We start from the raw sequence: 13,635 nt of genomic DNA on the forward strand, positions 1-13,635 counted from the left end.
CGGCCGTTGAAAAGCATAAGAAAACGGCATTTCTACCGGGAGGACACCATGGCATACAGAGATCGCAGCACCAATGAAAGGTCTGGCTCTTACGCTTATACGATTATGGAAGTACGCCTGAGGAAGAAGGGTGCACCGGAAGGGACCAAGGACGACCTGCGCTTCATGACCGTGGACAGCCACTGGGACACCTTGCGTTTTGTGCAGGACAACATGGACCACTGCGTCGGGAACGTGGTGCGGCTCAAGCGGAACGAGCCGACGGGTCGTACCATCGACGAGAGCGCCAAGCTGTTCCAAAAAAACCTGGAGCCCCTGGTCTCAACCCTGGCGGCAACCCAGGGGCAGGGCGTGATGGACAAACTTTCGGCCTCGCTGAAAAAGGCCCTCCTGCTGCTGGTGATGGAGCGCTACCAAAGCGACCGCGAGAAGGCATGCCGGGTGCTCGGCATCTCTCGCGAAAAGCTGGAGAACGAGCTGAAGCTTTGCGGCGTGGCGAGATAGTACCTAGTAATACTCCTCTTGATAAGAAGGGATCTCCGCGTACCAGCGGGGGTCCCTTTTTGCTTCAATAAGGGCGGCTTCCACGGTATCGATAAGGCGCTGCCGGTCCTTGGGATAGCTGCCAGCCAGACTTAGGAAATTGGAGACATGGTTGGAGCGCAGGATGGTGCCCTGGGGGGCCAACCGCTGCAGCAACTCCCGGGTCTCCAGCAGGATTTCCCCGTGGCTCAGCGGTTCGATCAGCTTCAGGAAATCGTCGTTGTGGCGCTGAAACATGGTAAGCAGGGAGAAATATTCCGGCGAGAGCGCGGTGATCCACTTCGCGGTGGCGGCGGCGTGCTCGGCACTGCGTGCTCTACCAGCAAGCCCGAGGATGGCGGTGATGGAGAGCTTCATGCCGGCGGCCATTGCTTTCCGGCACTGCTCCAGCATCTGCTCCGGATCGAATCCCTTGTCGATCAGCCGCAGGGTTGCCGCGTCCCCGCTTTCCAGCCCGTAGTACAGGATGCGGAGCTTCCTGGCGCGCAGGGCGGCGAGGTCCTGCCCGCTTTTGAGGTTGAGGCTGTTGGGCGAGGCGTAGGCTCCCACCCGGGTGAGGGAGGGAAAGACCTCGCTCAGTTCATCCAGTATGCGCTCCAGCCCCTCCTGGGGATAAATCAGGGCATCGCCGTCAGCGAGGAATACGCGCCGCACACCCGGCCGGTAGTGCGGCGGGATGGATCTGACCTCAGCCAAGACCTCGTCCAGCGACCGGACCCGGAACTGCTTCATCTTGTACATGCCGCAGAATTTGCATCGGTTCTGCGAGCAGCCGATGGTGATCTGGAAAATGAGGCTGCCGGCCTCGGAAGGGGGGCGAAAGAGCGGCTCGTGGTAACGGAAGAACATGCGGTGAATCCCCTAAGACTGACGGTACAGGAGCAGAATAGGCGGGTACTGTACCTGAGAAAGGGGCAAAGATCAAATCCCGCTGTGATCCTTTGCAAACGTTCACCTGGCAATTTGGGACAGTGTGGAATGTTGACCGCCAGGCAGCGCACGTGGTACAGAGTTCCCCACTTTGCGAAGGGGGGGGACAAGGGGGATTTGATCTTAGCTACACACCAGCAACATCTCATCCAGAACTTAAGTCACCTGATGGCGACTGCGTGGTCTACCGCAAAAGCAAATCCCCTCTGCCTCCCCTTCGCAAAGGGGAGGACGTGAGTTCTCGTGCGGTGCTTGAAGCGTCGTACACTCCGGGTTCAGCCTCAATTTTAAAAACCTTGCTAAAAAGGGGACGATAAAATCGTCCCCTTTTTCTTTACTGCAATAACGGTAGCTATTTACTTGAGGCGGTCGGCGTACAGCGGGAAGCGCTTCATCAGCGCGTTCACCTGGGTCTTGACGGAGGCGAGTTTCGCCTCGTCACCCACGTTGCCCAGGACCTCGGCGATGAAGCCCGCGACCTGCTCCATCTCGGCCTCTTTCAGGCCGTGGCTGGTGGCCGCCGGGGTGCCGATGCGGATGCCGGAGGTGATGAACGGCGAGCGGGTGTCGAAGGGGATGCCGTTCTTGTTCACGGTGATGCCGGCGCGGTCGAGTGCCTCCTCGGCTACCTTGCCGGTCAGCTCGGTCTGGGAAAGGTCGACCAGCATCAGGTGGTTGTCGGTGCCGCCGGAGGTGAGCTTGAAGCCGCGGCTGGTGAGGCCGGCGGCGAGCGCCTGGGCATTGTTCACGATCTGCTGCTGGTACTGCTTGAACTCCGGGGTCAGCGCCTCTTTGAAGGCGACCGCCTTGGCGGCGATGACGTGCATGAGCGGGCCGCCCTGGATGCCCGGGAAGATGTTGGAGTTCAGGGTCTTGGCCCAGTCCTCGCGGCACATGATCATGCCGCCGCGCGGTCCGCGCAGGGTCTTATGGGTGGTGGTGGTCACGAACTCGGCGTAGGGAACCGGGCTCGGGTGCAGGCCGGCGGCAACAAGGCCGGCGATGTGGGCCATGTCCACCATGACCACCGCGCCTACCTTGTCGGCGATGCGACGGAAGGCCTCGAAGTCAATGATGCGCGGGTACGCGGAGGCGCCCACCACGATCATCTTCGGCTTGTGCTCGACGGCGAGGCGCTCGCACTCCTCGTAGTCGATGGTTTGGGTCTCTTTGGAGACGCCGTAGGGAACGATGTTGAAGAGCTTGCCGGAGAAGTTGACCGGGGAGCCGTGGGTCAGGTGGCCGCCGTGGGCGAGGTTCATGCCCAGGACGGTGTCGCCCGGCTTCAGCACGGAGAAGTAGACCGCCATGTTGGCCTGGGAACCGGAGTGCGGCTGGACGTTGACATGGTCGGCGCCGAACAGTTCCTTGGCGCGCTCGATGGCCAGGTTCTCGACCTTGTCCACCTCGTGGCAGCCACCGTAGTAACGCTTGCCGGGGTACCCTTCGGCGTACTTGTTGGTAAGGACCGATCCCTGCGCCTCGAGCACCGCTGCGGAGACGAAGTTCTCCGATGCGATCAGTTCGAGGTTGTACTCCTGGCGCTCAGTCTCGAGCCTGATGACTTCCGCCACTGCCGGGTCGAATGTTTCCAGTACTGACATGTCTGACTCTCCTAAGTGAAAAAGTGCTGTGGAAATGAGAAAACGGGACTCTGGGAGTCCCGTTCTGTGCTTTAGAATCGTGTGTCTTACCAGTGCCGCTGTGCTGATGATCCGCTCGCTTTTGGGTAGTGCATCATCCCTTGAGCTCGCGCTCCACTTCGGCGATCTTGTCCAGCCGCTTCTGGTGCCTGCCTGCGGCGAACTCGGTATCGAGCCAGGCCGCCACCATCTCGCGCGCCTTCTCGGTCTCCAACACGCGCCCGCCCAACACCAGGATGTTTGCGTTGTTGTGCTCCTTGGCCATGGTCGCCATGAAGACGTCGGTGGCAAGAGCCGCGCGGATGCCGGGGAACTTGTTGGCCACGATGGACATGCCGATACCGGTGCCACAGACCAGGATCCCCTTCTCGGCGCTCCCCGCGGAAACACGACGAGAGACCGCTATCCCGAAATCCGGGTAGTCGACGGAATCGCCGTTGTGGGTGCCGAGATCCTCGCAGGGAAGGCCGCGCTCCTCGAGCAGTTTCTTGATCTCGTTCTTCAGCTCGAGCCCACCGTGATCGCTACCAAGGACTATCATGCCTAGACCCTCTTGAAGAGCAGCGACGCGTTGGTGCCGCCGAAGCCGAACGAGTTGCTCATGGCGTAGTCGAGCTTCGCCTCACGCGCCGTGTTGGGCACGTAGTCGAGATCGCACTCGGGATCCGGATCGGTGTAGTTGATGGTCGGAGGCACCACCGAGTTCTGCATCGCCATCAGGCAGAAAACGGCCTCAACGCCGCCGGCTGCGCCGAGCAGATGGCCGGTCATCGACTTGGTGGAGGAAACCATCAGCTTGGTGGCATGGTCGCCAAACACGGTCTTGATCGCCGTGGTCTCGCCGACGTCCCCGAAGGGAGTCGAGGTGCCGTGGGCATTGATGTAGTCGACCTGCTCCGGGTTGATGCCGGCGGTGCGCAGCGCCATCTTCATGCAGCGCGCCGCACCCTCGCCGCCCGGGGCGGGAGAGGTCAGGTGGTAAGCGTCACCGGAAAGTCCGTAGCCCACGACCTCACCGTAGATCTTGGCGCCGCGCGCCTTGGCCGCCTCGTACTCCTCGAGCACCACGATGCCGGCACCCTCGGAGAGGACGAAGCCATCCCTGCCCTTGTCGAAGGGACGGGAAGCGCCGGCCGGATTCTCGTTGTTGGTGGAAAGCGCCTTCATCACGGAGAAGCCGCCGATCCCCAGCGGGGTCACGGTGGATTCGGTGCCGCCTGCGATCATGGCGTCGGCGTCGCCGCGCTGGATCATGTGGTAGGCGTCCCCGATGGAGTGGGTGCCGGTGGCGCAGGCGGAGACGGAGGAAACGTTGGGACCTTTAGCGCCGTACTTGATGGAGATGTGTCCCGGAGCCAGGTTGATGATCAGCATCGGGATGAAGAACGGGGAGACCTTCTTGTACCCTCCCTCCAGCAGCGCGGTGTGGTAACGCTCGATGGCGGGAAGCCCGCCCAGGCCGGCGCCCACCAGGACGCCAACGCGCTCGGCGTTCTCCTCGGTGATCTGCAGCCCGGAGTCCTCCATGGCGTAGTGAGCCGCGGCCAGCGCGTACTGGATGAAGAGATCCATCTTCTTGATCTCTTTCTTGTCGATGAAATCCTCGGCGACGAAGTCCTTGACCTCGCCAGCGATCCTCACCGGCAGGTCGGAGGCATCGAAACGGGTGATGGGAGCGATGCCGGATGTACCGGCCACCAGCGCGTCCCAGTTCTTGCCGTTACCGGTCCCCAGCGGGGAGACCACGCCTACCCCCGTGACAACAACTCTTCTCATACTCTGAACTCTCCTTAGGTACTGTTGACTCATGGCCGCCCGGAGGCGGCATGAAAAAGGGGAAGCATAACTCCCCCCTCTCTACTAGGTGTGATCAGTGATGTAGTCGATCGCGTCCTGAACCGACTGGATCTTCTCGGCGTCCTCGTCGGAGATCTCGATTTCGAATTCCTCTTCAAGGGCCATCACCAGTTCTACGGTATCCAGGGAGTCAGCGCCGAGGTCGTCCATGAAGGAGGACTCGTTGGTCACCTGAGCCTCGTCAACACCAAGCTGCTCAGCGACTATCTCTTTAATGCGTTTCTCGATCGAAGCCATTCAATTACCTCCATTTGATTGTAACGTCAGACGTTATTTGATTTGTTGTGCCCAAGACTGCTATTTCATAGCATGAAAAGTAGAATTTGCAAAAGGTATTTTTGGCGCTGAAAGTAAAAAGAACGCCGTTAGTCAACTCACATGTACATGCCGCCGTTGACCGAGAGAACATGCCCGGTAACGTATGCTGCAGCGTCCGAAACGAGGAACAGAACCGCCCCCGCTATGTCATCCGCGCTCCCCAATCGGCCCATGGGAATCTGCTCCTGGAGCGACTCCTTGGTCTTCTCAGAGAGTTCAGAGGTCATGTCGGTTTCGATGAAGCCCGGGGTGACCGCGTTGACGGTGACGTTTCTTTTGGCGAGTTCCCTGGCCACCGACTTGGTGAGGCCGATCATGCCCGCCTTGGAAGCGCAGTAGTTGGCCTGGCCCGGGTTACCCATCTCGCCCACCACGGAGGATACGTTGACGATCCTGCCGAAGCGTGCCTTGGACATGAGCTTGGCGGCCTCGCGGGTGCAGTTGAAGCAGCCCTTGAGGTTCACGTCGAGCACCGCGTCCCAGTCCTCTTCCTTCATGCGCAGCAGAAGGCCGTCCTTGGTGATGCCGGCGTTGTTGACCAGGATGTCGACCTTGCCGAAGGCCTCCACGGACTGCTTGAAGAGGCTCTCCACCTCGGCGACCACCGAGACGTCCACCTTGACTGCGAGGGCCTTGCCACCCGCGGCGACGATCTCGTCGGCGGTCTTGGCGGCACCCTGCACACTGGTGGCGGTAACCACCACGGCGGCGCCCTGTGCGGCGAGTTTGAGGGCGATGGCCCGGCCGATGCCGCGGGAGGCACCGGTGACGACTGCTACCTGTCCGTTCAGGCTCATTACGCCACCTCCGTGATTGCTTTTACGCCTGCGGCATCCTGCACGCTAACGCAGGCCGCTTCCTTGTCGATCCTCTTCACCAGGCCGGCGAGCACCTTGCCCGGTCCGATCTCGATGAAGTTGGTGACGCCGGCGGCGACGATGTTCTGGATGATCTGCTCCCACAGGACCGGCGCGCAGACCTGCTCCACGAGAAGCGGCTTGACGCGGGCCGCGTCTGAGTTCGGCTTGGCCTCGACGTTGCTGACCACCGGAGCGGTCATCGCGTTCACCTGCACGGCCTCGAGCGTCTGCGCCAGACGGTCGGCGGCGGGCTTCATCAGGGCGCAATGGAAGGGTGCGGAAACCGGAAGGAGCATCGCCTTCCTGAAGCCTCTCGCCTTGGCGATTTCGATGGCGCGGTTCACCGCGGCGGTATGGCCGGCGACCACGATCTGGCCGGGGGAGTTGAAGTTGGCCGGGGAGACAACCTCACCCTGCGCCGCCTCGGCGCAGATGTCCTTGAGTACGTCCGCCTCGGCGCCGAGGATGGCGGCCATGGCCCCTACCCCGACCGGAACGGCGTCCTGCATGTAGCTGCCACGGGCACGAACGGTCCTGAGCGCATCGGCGAAGTTGAGCGCGCCGGCGGCAACCAGGGCCGAGTACTCGCCCAGCGAGTGGCCGGCCACGAAGGAGGGCACAAGCGGGGACTCCTCTTTGAGCACCCTGAATGCCGCGACACTGGCGGCCAGGATGGCCGGCTGGGTGTTCGCGGTGAGTTTCAGATCCTCCTCGGGCCCCTCGAAACAGAGCTTCGAAAGGGAGAAGCCGAGCGCGTCGTCGGCCTCCTCGAAGGCGACCTTGGCGGTCTTGAAGTTATCCGCCAGATCCTTCCCCATCCCGGCGTACTGGGAACCCTGCCCCGGGAAGATGAATGCATAGGATTGCATAGGTAACCTCTTTTCTTTTGCTGTTGGGCGTGATCTTTGCCAGCTACGTCCACCTCCCCTCTCCCTCAGGGAGAGGGTCAGGGTGAGGGCGTCCGCAGCTGCAACTACTCAGTCCAGGGCAATTCCCTCACCCGCCCTTCGGGCACCCTCTCCCGGCGGGAGAGGGGACTTTTTACCAGCGCACCAGCGCGGAGCCCCAGGTGAGACCGCCGCCGAAGGCGTCGAGCAGCAGCAGGTCGCCTTCCTTGAGACGGCCGGCACGCACCGCCTCGTCCAGCGCGATCGGGATCGACGCCGCCGAGGTGTTGCCGTAGCGGTCCAGGTTGACGAAGACGCGCTCGCCGGTGATGCCGAGACGCTTGCCGACGGAGTCAACGATCCTCTGGTTGGCTTGGTGCGGTATGAACAGGTTGACGTCGTCGGGGGTAAGCCCGTTGGCCTCGAGTGCTTCCATGGCCACTTCGCCCATGGAGCGCACGGCCAGCTTGAACACCTCGTTGCCCTGCATGGTCAGGAAGACCAGACCGTCGTCCACGTTCTGGTGGGTCGCAGGGTTGCGGCTGCCGGCGCCTTTCTGGTACAGGATCTCCCAGTAGTTGCCGTCGCTGTGCATGTGGGTGGAGAGGATGCCGCTGTCGCCTTCCTGCGCCTCGAGCACGACGGCGCCGGCACCGTCGCCAAAGAGCAGGCAGGTGTTGCGGTCATTCCAGTCGACGATGCGGGACAGCACCTCGGCACCGATCACCAGGGCCTTCTTCACCTGACCGGACAGGATGAACTTCTGCGCGGTGGACAGGGCGTAGATGAAACCGGAGCAGGCAGCGGAAAGGTCGAAGCAGAAGGCGTTGGTGGCCTTGAGGGCCTGCTGCACGATGCAGGCGGTGGCGGGGAACGGGAAGTCAGGGGTGAGCGTGCCCACCACGATGAGATCTATTTCCTCCGCCTTCACTCCGGCGGCTGCCAGCGCCCGTTCGGCGGCGGCGATGGCGAAGGTCGAGGTGTACTCTCCCTCGGCGGCGATGCGGCGTTCGCGGATACCTGTCCTGGTGACGATCCACTCGTTGGTGGTGTCCATCATCTTTTCAAGGTCGAAATTGGTCAGCACTTTCTCCGGCACGGCGGAACCGGTACCGGTGATTCTCGGTCTAATCATGAAGCAACCCTTTCTGTGGCGTCCGGGTTCTGGCCGGTACGCTCGCGAGTCTCACCGGGGAAGCTCTCGTTGAGCTTTTCGGCCATGCGGCCATTGACCCCTTTGAGTGCGTATTCATGGGCAAAGCGGATCGCGTTCTTGATGGCCTTGGGGTTCGAGCCGCCGTGGCAGATCATCCCCACGCCGTTGATCCCAAGCAGAGGCGCACCGCCGTACTCGGCATAATCTACAGTCTTCTTGAAATTTTTGAACGCCTTGCGGCTTAAGAGGTAGCCGATCTGGCACAGAAAGCTGCGCTTGATCTCGGCTTTGAGCATCTTGCCCACAGCATCAGCGAGCCCCTCGGACAGCTTCAACGCGACGTTGCCCACGAAGCCGTCGCAAACGACGACGTCGACCGAGCCATTGAAGATGTCGCGGCCTTCCACGTAACCAATGTAGTTGATGGGCTTGTCACGCAGGAGGGTGCTGGTTTCGCGGGTGAGCTCGTTCCCCTTGCTGTCCTCCTCCCCGTTGGAGAGTAGGCCAACCCTGGGCTTGTCGACGCCCATGACGAACTTGGCGTACACCTCGCCCATGACGGCGAACTGGACCAAGTGGATGGGCTTGCAGTCGACGTTGCCGCCGACATCGAGAACGAGGGTCTTACCGGTAACGGTGGGAAAGAGTTGGGCGATTGCGGCGCGATCGATCCCCTTCATCCTTTTCAGCACGAACATGCCGGCCGCCATGGTGGCGCCCGAGTTCCCCGCGCTTACTACGGCCACGGCCTCGCCACCCTTGACCAACTCGAAGGCGACGCGGATCGAGGAATCCTTCTTCTTGCGCACCGCATCGGAGGCGGAGTCGTGCATGCCCACGACTTCGGAGGCATGCCAGAGTTCGATGTCCAGCCCCTTGCAATCGTGGCGGGCCAGCTCGGCCTGCACCTTTTCAACGTCGCCGACCAGAGTAACCGGGATACCGAATTCTCTGGCGGCAGCTACCGCACCTTCTACTTCAACATGAGGGGCGTTGTCGCCCCCCATTACATCGACAGCAACTCTCATATTTCCCCTAGGGAGCGGATTCCGAACAGTCACGGCTTAGGTGAAACGAAATCCTAGAGCTCTTCAGCCTTCAGCACCTGACGTCCCTTGTAGGTACCGCAGGACGGGCAGACGCAATGCGGCAGCTTCGGGGCCTTGCACTGCGGGCAGGACGAAACGGTCGGAGCGGTGAGGAAATCGTGTGCACGCCTCATGTTCTTGCGCGACTTGGAGGTTTTCTTCTTAGGTACAGCCATGATGTTCTCCTTTTTACTTTTCTATCTTGATCTTCTTCAAAGCGGCCATTTTCAGATTTATCCCGCCGCGATCGCAGCCGCATTCTCCGGCGTTCAGGTCAGCTCCGCACACGGGGCAAAGGCCGCGGCACGTCTCGCTGCATAACGGTTTATAAGGTACTTCCAGCATAACCTGTTCGGCGATTTCGAAATCCATGTCGATCTCGTCGCCGCTGTAGGTGGCCGAAATGAGCTCCTCGTCGGAAAGCTCGACTTCCTCGTCCAGATCCTCACCTTTGCTTTCGGTGTAGAAGATGGTGAAGTCCGAGGAGATCGCGGCATCGTACTCGGCCAGGCAGCGTGAGCAGGTGAGACGCACCGCGCTCTCCACCTTGCCGGTGGCCCTCACGTGGTCGTACTCCCAGATCGCCGTAACCTGCGCGTTGACTGGCGCCGTAAAGACACACTCGCCCGCTTTTTCCATCTCTACCAAGGTAGAAAAGTGTGATGCAGGCTCCGATTCCGAGAGGTCGAGCTGCTTCTTTTTGACCTTCTCTATCTCTATCTTCAAAGGAAGATCTCCCCTTTTTCAAAGTTTCCCAGTATATAGATGGCGGTTTTTTTGTCAAGGTAAATCTAAAGAGAGCGGAGGGGCCACAGGCAGGCGTTCAGCCACTGACAGAGCCGCATAAAAGGCACTCTCTGCGCGCTCAAAACTCTACCAACCAAGCCGGTAGTCGACACTGACACCGCTCTCTGAGTCGGAGAGGACGCCCATGCGCTGGGCCGCAGTTTCCACCAGGTAGTCCAGGGCGCGCCCCTTCTTCTTGGGCACACGGATCAGCCGCGGCTCACCCTTGATGCCCCCCAGCCGCGCGGCCTCATCGATGGCGTCCTGCATGGTCCCGATCCGGTCCACGAGCTTCAGGGCCAGCGCCTGTTCGCCGGAGAAGATCCTGCCGTCTGCGATGCTGCGCACCTGCTCTTCCGGGAGCCTCCTCCCCTGCGCCACCGCCTTGACGAACTGGCCGTGGGTGGAGTCGATCACCCCCTGCAGCATCGCCTTTTCCTCGTCGGTCATGGTGCGCGAGGGGGAACCGGTATCCTTGAACTTGCCGGTCTTGATGGTGAAGGCCTTCATGCCGACCTTCTCCATCAGCCCTTCCAGGTTGGAGAACTTCATCAGCACCCCGATGCTGCCGGTGATGGTGCCGGGGTTGGCGTAGATGAGGCTCGCCGGGGCCGAGACGTAGTAGCCGCCGGAAGCCGCGACGCTCCCCATGGAGACCACCACCTTCTTCACCTTGGCCAGATCCTTCACCGCCGCGTAGATCTCCTGCGAGGGGCCCACCACGCCGCCCGGGGAATCGACCCGCAACACCACGGCCTTCGCGTGCTCGTCCTTCTTCATAGACCGCAGCTGGCGGATGATCTCCTGCCCGTCGACAATGACACCCTTCAATTCGACGATACCGATCCCGTCCCCTCCGGCGAGGGTGTCACGGTCTCCAATCAGGGAGGTGACCACGGCGACGCAGGCTGCGAAAAGGAGCAAGATCCCCACGCTGAAGGCGGCGGTCCACAGTAGCACTTTCTTCATGACTCCTCCGTCTCTTCCATGTCCAGCCAACTGTAGGGGCGAATAATCATTCGCCCGCCTTTACCGCGTCTGCCACCTCGGCATCGCTCTCCATCGACATTGACTGCTGCAACTGATCTGGGCGAATAATTATTTGCCTCTACAACTACTCAACCACCACGGAACCATACAATGGGCGAATAATTATTCGCCCCTACAGGATCAAACGTTTACGGCTTATTTTGCTTGTCTTTTACCGGGACTCTGTCCTATATCTGAACAGTAGGCGTTAAAGGCATTGCGCGCGCCGCCAACAACTCTACACTATGCAGGCCGTGGCGCAAAAGCAAATATCCAGCGCGTTTGAGCCCGGCTGAGTGTACAGCGTGTGAAACAGATACGAGAAGAGGAATTATGAGAGTACTGGTTATCTCAGACAGCCACGGCAATTACGCCCACGCCTTCAAGGCGCACGAATTAGCCGGACCGGTGGATCACATCGTTCATCTTGGGGATGGCTGCGATGATGCCCGCATGCTGGAGGAAGTACTGGAAGTGCCGGTGCACCGGGTGGCCGGCAACTGCGATCTGGACCGGCATGTGCCGGCGGAGCTCACGCTGGAACTTGGGGAGTGCCGGTTCCTGCTGACCCACGGTTACCGCCAGCACGTGAAGAGCGGACTGTCTCAACTGATCGGGCGGGGGATGCAACTGGGAGCGTCGGTGGTCCTCTACGGCCACACCCACCTCGCCGACGTCCACTCGGCGGACGGGATGCTGCTGGTGAACCCGGGAGCCCTGAAGGAGGGACTACCCGGGAGCTACGCCATCGTCACCGTCGAGGGAGCCACGGCAAGGGCCGAGATCTTCCCTCTCTAGCAGCCGCAGCCACAGTTGTGGCAGACCTTGCGGTTCTCGTCATCCGGAGCGACGGTCTCCGGCGCGAAGGCGATGCGGTTCACCGCACGCCGGATGTCTTCCTGAAGATCAAGGCGCGGGCTCTGTCCGATGACATGTCCGATGCAGATGTTGCTGATCCCGTCCGACGGCGAAGCGATGCGAATCGAGTTCAAGAGGTCGCCGTAGCCGTTCACCTCTATCACCTGCCCGGGGTCCTCCCCCAGTTCCAAGGTGATGCCGAAGCGCTCCAGTTCCTGGGCCAGTTCCGCGAAGAAGATATCAAAGGTGAATCCGGAAAGGATCCCCTCCCACTCAGGCTTACTCTTGCTGCGTCCGTAACAGGTAAGTCTCATCTGTTTTGCCATGCTTGTATAACTCCTGAAAACAGGGGCGAGCCCCCGATATTAACTCCCCGCGGCCTTTCTCTGCATCGAGCTGAAGATCATGTCCAGCACCGCCTTCTGCTTCGCCTCGTACTTGTTGAGAACCGCCAGGCAGGTCCCCATGGGAAACTGCTCGTGCAGGTAGTCGGAGTCCCGCCCGGAAAGGATCACGATCCGGTTCTTGTCCATACCGACGGAAACGGCATAGCTGAAAATCTTGGACCCGTCCAGGGTGGGCATCTCCAGGTCCACCAGCAAGAGGTCGACCTTGCCCTGCTTCAGTATGGTCAGGGCCAACAGCGGTTCGGTACAGGTTATGACGTCCAACAGCGGATAGAGCGCGTGGATCTTGTCCCTCAGCGCCCCTACGAATGCCGCGTCGTCATCAACGATCAGAATTTTTCCCATCCATACCTCTTTGTATCTATTTAAGCACCCGGGTCGCAGCGCTGAGCACCGGGAAAGGGACATTCAGGTCAAGCATCCGCGCCGCTTTCAGGTTGACGATGAGATCCACACGCCTCGGCGTGACCACCGGCAGTTGCGACGCTTTCTTGCCACTCAGGATGCGTGCCACGTATTCGGCAGCCAGCTGCCCCTGCTCGACAGGGTCCGCCTCCAGTGAAATCAGGGCCCCCTTGTGGGCGGCTCCCGGCATTTGCGATATCACGGGGATCTTCAGTTCGTTGCAGCGGTGCACGATTTTTTCGAAGGAACGGCTCCCGGCGGTGCATTCCGTAACATAGACGCAGTCGACCCTTGTGGCATAGAGGGTGGCCAAGGCTCCATCCAGCGCACCAACCGAGCCGACGTTGGTTTCCACCAGCACGATCCCCGATTGGGCGGCGATCTTGCGCGCCTCCTTAAGCTGCACCAAGGCCCCTTCTTCCCGGTTGGCGCTGATGATGCCCAGGGTCCTGATCGGCTTGACTTCCGTGGCGGTCTTGATCAGCGTGACCAGGGGAACCTTGGAGCTTACCCCGGCACTGTTGCGCCCGCTGGAGGCCATGTTCCTGGCAACCCCGGTCTCCACCGGACCGTAGACATCGGCGAAAACGACGGGGATGTCCTGCACCTCGCGCAGGGCAGCCAAAGTGGCGGAGGTGCCGTAGGTGACAATAACGTCCGCACCAATGGCGTTGAACTTTCTGACGCTGTTGGACCAGGAGATGAGGTCCGGGTTGGGGGTCTGGGTGATCACCTCTACGTTACTCTGATCGTATCCCTTCTGTACCAGCGCCTTTACGAACGCCTTGTGGGCATCCCGGTAGCGCGGCAGGTCGCAGGTCAGCAACGCCGCCACCAGCTTTCCGGCCGCGCGGGAGTCCGCCGCGGG

17 protein-coding genes are annotated in these 13,635 nt (G+C 60.9%); 2 read left to right on the top strand and 15 right to left on the bottom strand.

Annotated features, from left to right (window positions below; genetic code table 11):
- Positions 1-48: 48 nt before the first annotated feature.
- On the top strand, positions 49-504 hold the full coding sequence (locus JFN90_RS07595) for a hypothetical protein (protein ID WP_199394510.1): 456 nt from the start codon (positions 49-51) through the stop codon (positions 502-504).
- A 3-nt stretch (positions 505-507) separates the two neighbouring features.
- On the opposite strand, the gene JFN90_RS07600 is transcribed toward JFN90_RS07595, so the two are convergent.
- The 12 genes from JFN90_RS07600 to sppA form a co-directional block, all read right to left on the bottom strand.
- A complete protein-coding gene (locus JFN90_RS07600) occupies positions 508-1,392 on the bottom strand; it encodes a radical SAM protein (RefSeq protein WP_199394511.1) in 885 nt (294 codons plus the stop codon).
- 437 nt (positions 1,393-1,829) lie between these two features.
- Positions 1,830-3,077: a serine hydroxymethyltransferase gene (glyA, locus tag JFN90_RS07605; protein ID WP_199394512.1), complete on the bottom strand. Its 1,248-nt coding sequence runs from the start codon at positions 3,075-3,077 to the stop codon at positions 1,830-1,832.
- Between the two features lie 133 nt (positions 3,078-3,210).
- Positions 3,211-3,657, bottom strand: a complete 447-nt coding sequence (gene rpiB / locus JFN90_RS07610) for a ribose 5-phosphate isomerase B (RefSeq protein WP_199394513.1) — start codon at positions 3,655-3,657, stop codon at positions 3,211-3,213.
- Positions 3,658-3,659: 2 nt separating this feature from the next.
- The gene (gene fabF / locus JFN90_RS07615) at positions 3,660-4,892 is read right to left on the bottom strand and encodes a beta-ketoacyl-ACP synthase II (RefSeq protein ID WP_199394514.1); all 1,233 of its coding nucleotides are present in this window, start codon (positions 4,890-4,892) and stop codon (positions 3,660-3,662) included.
- An 84-nt stretch (positions 4,893-4,976) separates the two neighbouring features.
- The gene (acpP, locus tag JFN90_RS07620) at positions 4,977-5,210 is read right to left on the bottom strand and encodes an acyl carrier protein (RefSeq protein ID WP_012531540.1); all 234 of its coding nucleotides are present in this window, start codon (positions 5,208-5,210) and stop codon (positions 4,977-4,979) included.
- 137 nt (positions 5,211-5,347) lie between these two features.
- Positions 5,348-6,088, bottom strand: coding sequence for a 3-oxoacyl-[acyl-carrier-protein] reductase (gene fabG, locus JFN90_RS07625; RefSeq protein WP_199394515.1), 741 nt, complete (start codon positions 6,086-6,088; stop codon positions 5,348-5,350).
- A complete protein-coding gene (gene fabD, locus JFN90_RS07630; RefSeq protein ID WP_199394516.1) occupies positions 6,088-7,020 on the bottom strand; it encodes an ACP S-malonyltransferase in 933 nt (310 codons plus the stop codon). Before fabD ends, fabG begins: the two co-directional genes overlap by 1 nt.
- A gap of 172 nt (positions 7,021-7,192) precedes the next feature.
- Entirely contained in the window at positions 7,193-8,173 is a 981-nt protein-coding gene (locus tag JFN90_RS07635) for a beta-ketoacyl-ACP synthase III (protein WP_199394517.1), read from the bottom strand.
- Positions 8,170-9,222 (bottom strand): phosphate acyltransferase PlsX, encoded by a 1,053-nt coding sequence (plsX, locus tag JFN90_RS07640; RefSeq protein ID WP_199394518.1) that lies wholly within the window; start codon positions 9,220-9,222, stop codon positions 8,170-8,172. The genes JFN90_RS07635 and plsX overlap by 4 nt, the downstream gene beginning before the upstream one ends.
- A gap of 53 nt (positions 9,223-9,275) precedes the next feature.
- On the bottom strand, positions 9,276-9,458 hold the full coding sequence (gene rpmF / locus JFN90_RS07645) for a 50S ribosomal protein L32 (protein ID WP_199394519.1): 183 nt from the start codon (positions 9,456-9,458) through the stop codon (positions 9,276-9,278).
- 13 nt (positions 9,459-9,471) lie between these two features.
- Positions 9,472-10,008 carry a DUF177 domain-containing protein gene (locus tag JFN90_RS07650; RefSeq protein ID WP_199394520.1) on the bottom strand — a complete coding sequence of 179 codons (537 nt, stop codon included), beginning with the start codon at positions 10,006-10,008 and terminating at the stop codon, positions 9,472-9,474.
- Between the two features lie 147 nt (positions 10,009-10,155).
- Positions 10,156-11,037, bottom strand: coding sequence for a signal peptide peptidase SppA (gene sppA / locus JFN90_RS07655; RefSeq protein WP_199394521.1), 882 nt, complete (start codon positions 11,035-11,037; stop codon positions 10,156-10,158).
- Between the two features lie 393 nt (positions 11,038-11,430).
- On the opposite strand from sppA, the gene JFN90_RS07660 reads away from it, so the two are divergent.
- On the top strand, positions 11,431-11,895 hold the full coding sequence (locus JFN90_RS07660; protein WP_199394522.1) for a metallophosphoesterase family protein: 465 nt from the start codon (positions 11,431-11,433) through the stop codon (positions 11,893-11,895).
- Here the strand turns inward: JFN90_RS07660 and JFN90_RS07665 are convergent.
- The 3 genes from JFN90_RS07665 to JFN90_RS07675 are packed head-to-tail and all read right to left on the bottom strand — an operon-like array spanning position 11,892 to position 13,602.
- A complete protein-coding gene (locus JFN90_RS07665; protein ID WP_199394523.1) occupies positions 11,892-12,281 on the bottom strand; it encodes a hypothetical protein in 390 nt (129 codons plus the stop codon). The genes JFN90_RS07660 and JFN90_RS07665 overlap by 4 nt on opposite strands.
- A 39-nt stretch (positions 12,282-12,320) precedes the next feature.
- Positions 12,321-12,707 carry a response regulator transcription factor gene (locus JFN90_RS07670; RefSeq protein ID WP_199394524.1) on the bottom strand — a complete coding sequence of 129 codons (387 nt, stop codon included), beginning with the start codon at positions 12,705-12,707 and terminating at the stop codon, positions 12,321-12,323.
- 16 nt (positions 12,708-12,723) lie between these two features.
- Entirely contained in the window at positions 12,724-13,602 is an 879-nt protein-coding gene (locus JFN90_RS07675) for an ABC transporter substrate-binding protein (RefSeq protein ID WP_328755411.1), read from the bottom strand.
- Positions 13,603-13,635: the final 33 nt, after the last annotated feature.

Source organism: Geomonas propionica, from assembly GCF_016458235.1.
Taxonomy (GTDB): Bacteria; Desulfobacterota; Desulfuromonadia; order Geobacterales; family Geobacteraceae; genus Geomonas; species Geomonas propionica.

Coding starts and splice junctions, on each gene's coding strand:
- JFN90_RS07635 (WP_199394517.1), bottom strand. CDS start 8,173: ATGATTAGACCGAGAATCACCGGTACCGGTTCCGCCGTGCCGGAGAAA.
- JFN90_RS07595 (WP_199394510.1), top strand. CDS start 49: ATGGCATACAGAGATCGCAGCACCAATGAAAGGTCTGGCTCTTACGCT.
- rpmF (WP_199394519.1), bottom strand. CDS start 9,458: ATGGCTGTACCTAAGAAGAAAACCTCCAAGTCGCGCAAGAACATGAGG.
- acpP (WP_012531540.1), bottom strand. CDS start 5,210: ATGGCTTCGATCGAGAAACGCATTAAAGAGATAGTCGCTGAGCAGCTT.
- sppA (WP_199394521.1), bottom strand. CDS start 11,037: ATGAAGAAAGTGCTACTGTGGACCGCCGCCTTCAGCGTGGGGATCTTG.
- JFN90_RS07660 (WP_199394522.1), top strand. CDS start 11,431: ATGAGAGTACTGGTTATCTCAGACAGCCACGGCAATTACGCCCACGCC.
- JFN90_RS07600 (WP_199394511.1), bottom strand. CDS start 1,392: ATGTTCTTCCGTTACCACGAGCCGCTCTTTCGCCCCCCTTCCGAGGCC.
- fabD (WP_199394516.1), bottom strand. CDS start 7,020: ATGCAATCCTATGCATTCATCTTCCCGGGGCAGGGTTCCCAGTACGCC.
- JFN90_RS07670 (WP_199394524.1), bottom strand. CDS start 12,707: ATGGGAAAAATTCTGATCGTTGATGACGACGCGGCATTCGTAGGGGCG.
- plsX (WP_199394518.1), bottom strand. CDS start 9,222: ATGAGAGTTGCTGTCGATGTAATGGGGGGCGACAACGCCCCTCATGTT.
- fabF (WP_199394514.1), bottom strand. CDS start 4,892: ATGAGAAGAGTTGTTGTCACGGGGGTAGGCGTGGTCTCCCCGCTGGGG.
- JFN90_RS07665 (WP_199394523.1), bottom strand. CDS start 12,281: ATGGCAAAACAGATGAGACTTACCTGTTACGGACGCAGCAAGAGTAAG.
- glyA (WP_199394512.1), bottom strand. CDS start 3,077: ATGTCAGTACTGGAAACATTCGACCCGGCAGTGGCGGAAGTCATCAGG.
- fabG (WP_199394515.1), bottom strand. CDS start 6,088: ATGAGCCTGAACGGACAGGTAGCAGTCGTCACCGGTGCCTCCCGCGGC.
- rpiB (WP_199394513.1), bottom strand. CDS start 3,657: ATGATAGTCCTTGGTAGCGATCACGGTGGGCTCGAGCTGAAGAACGAG.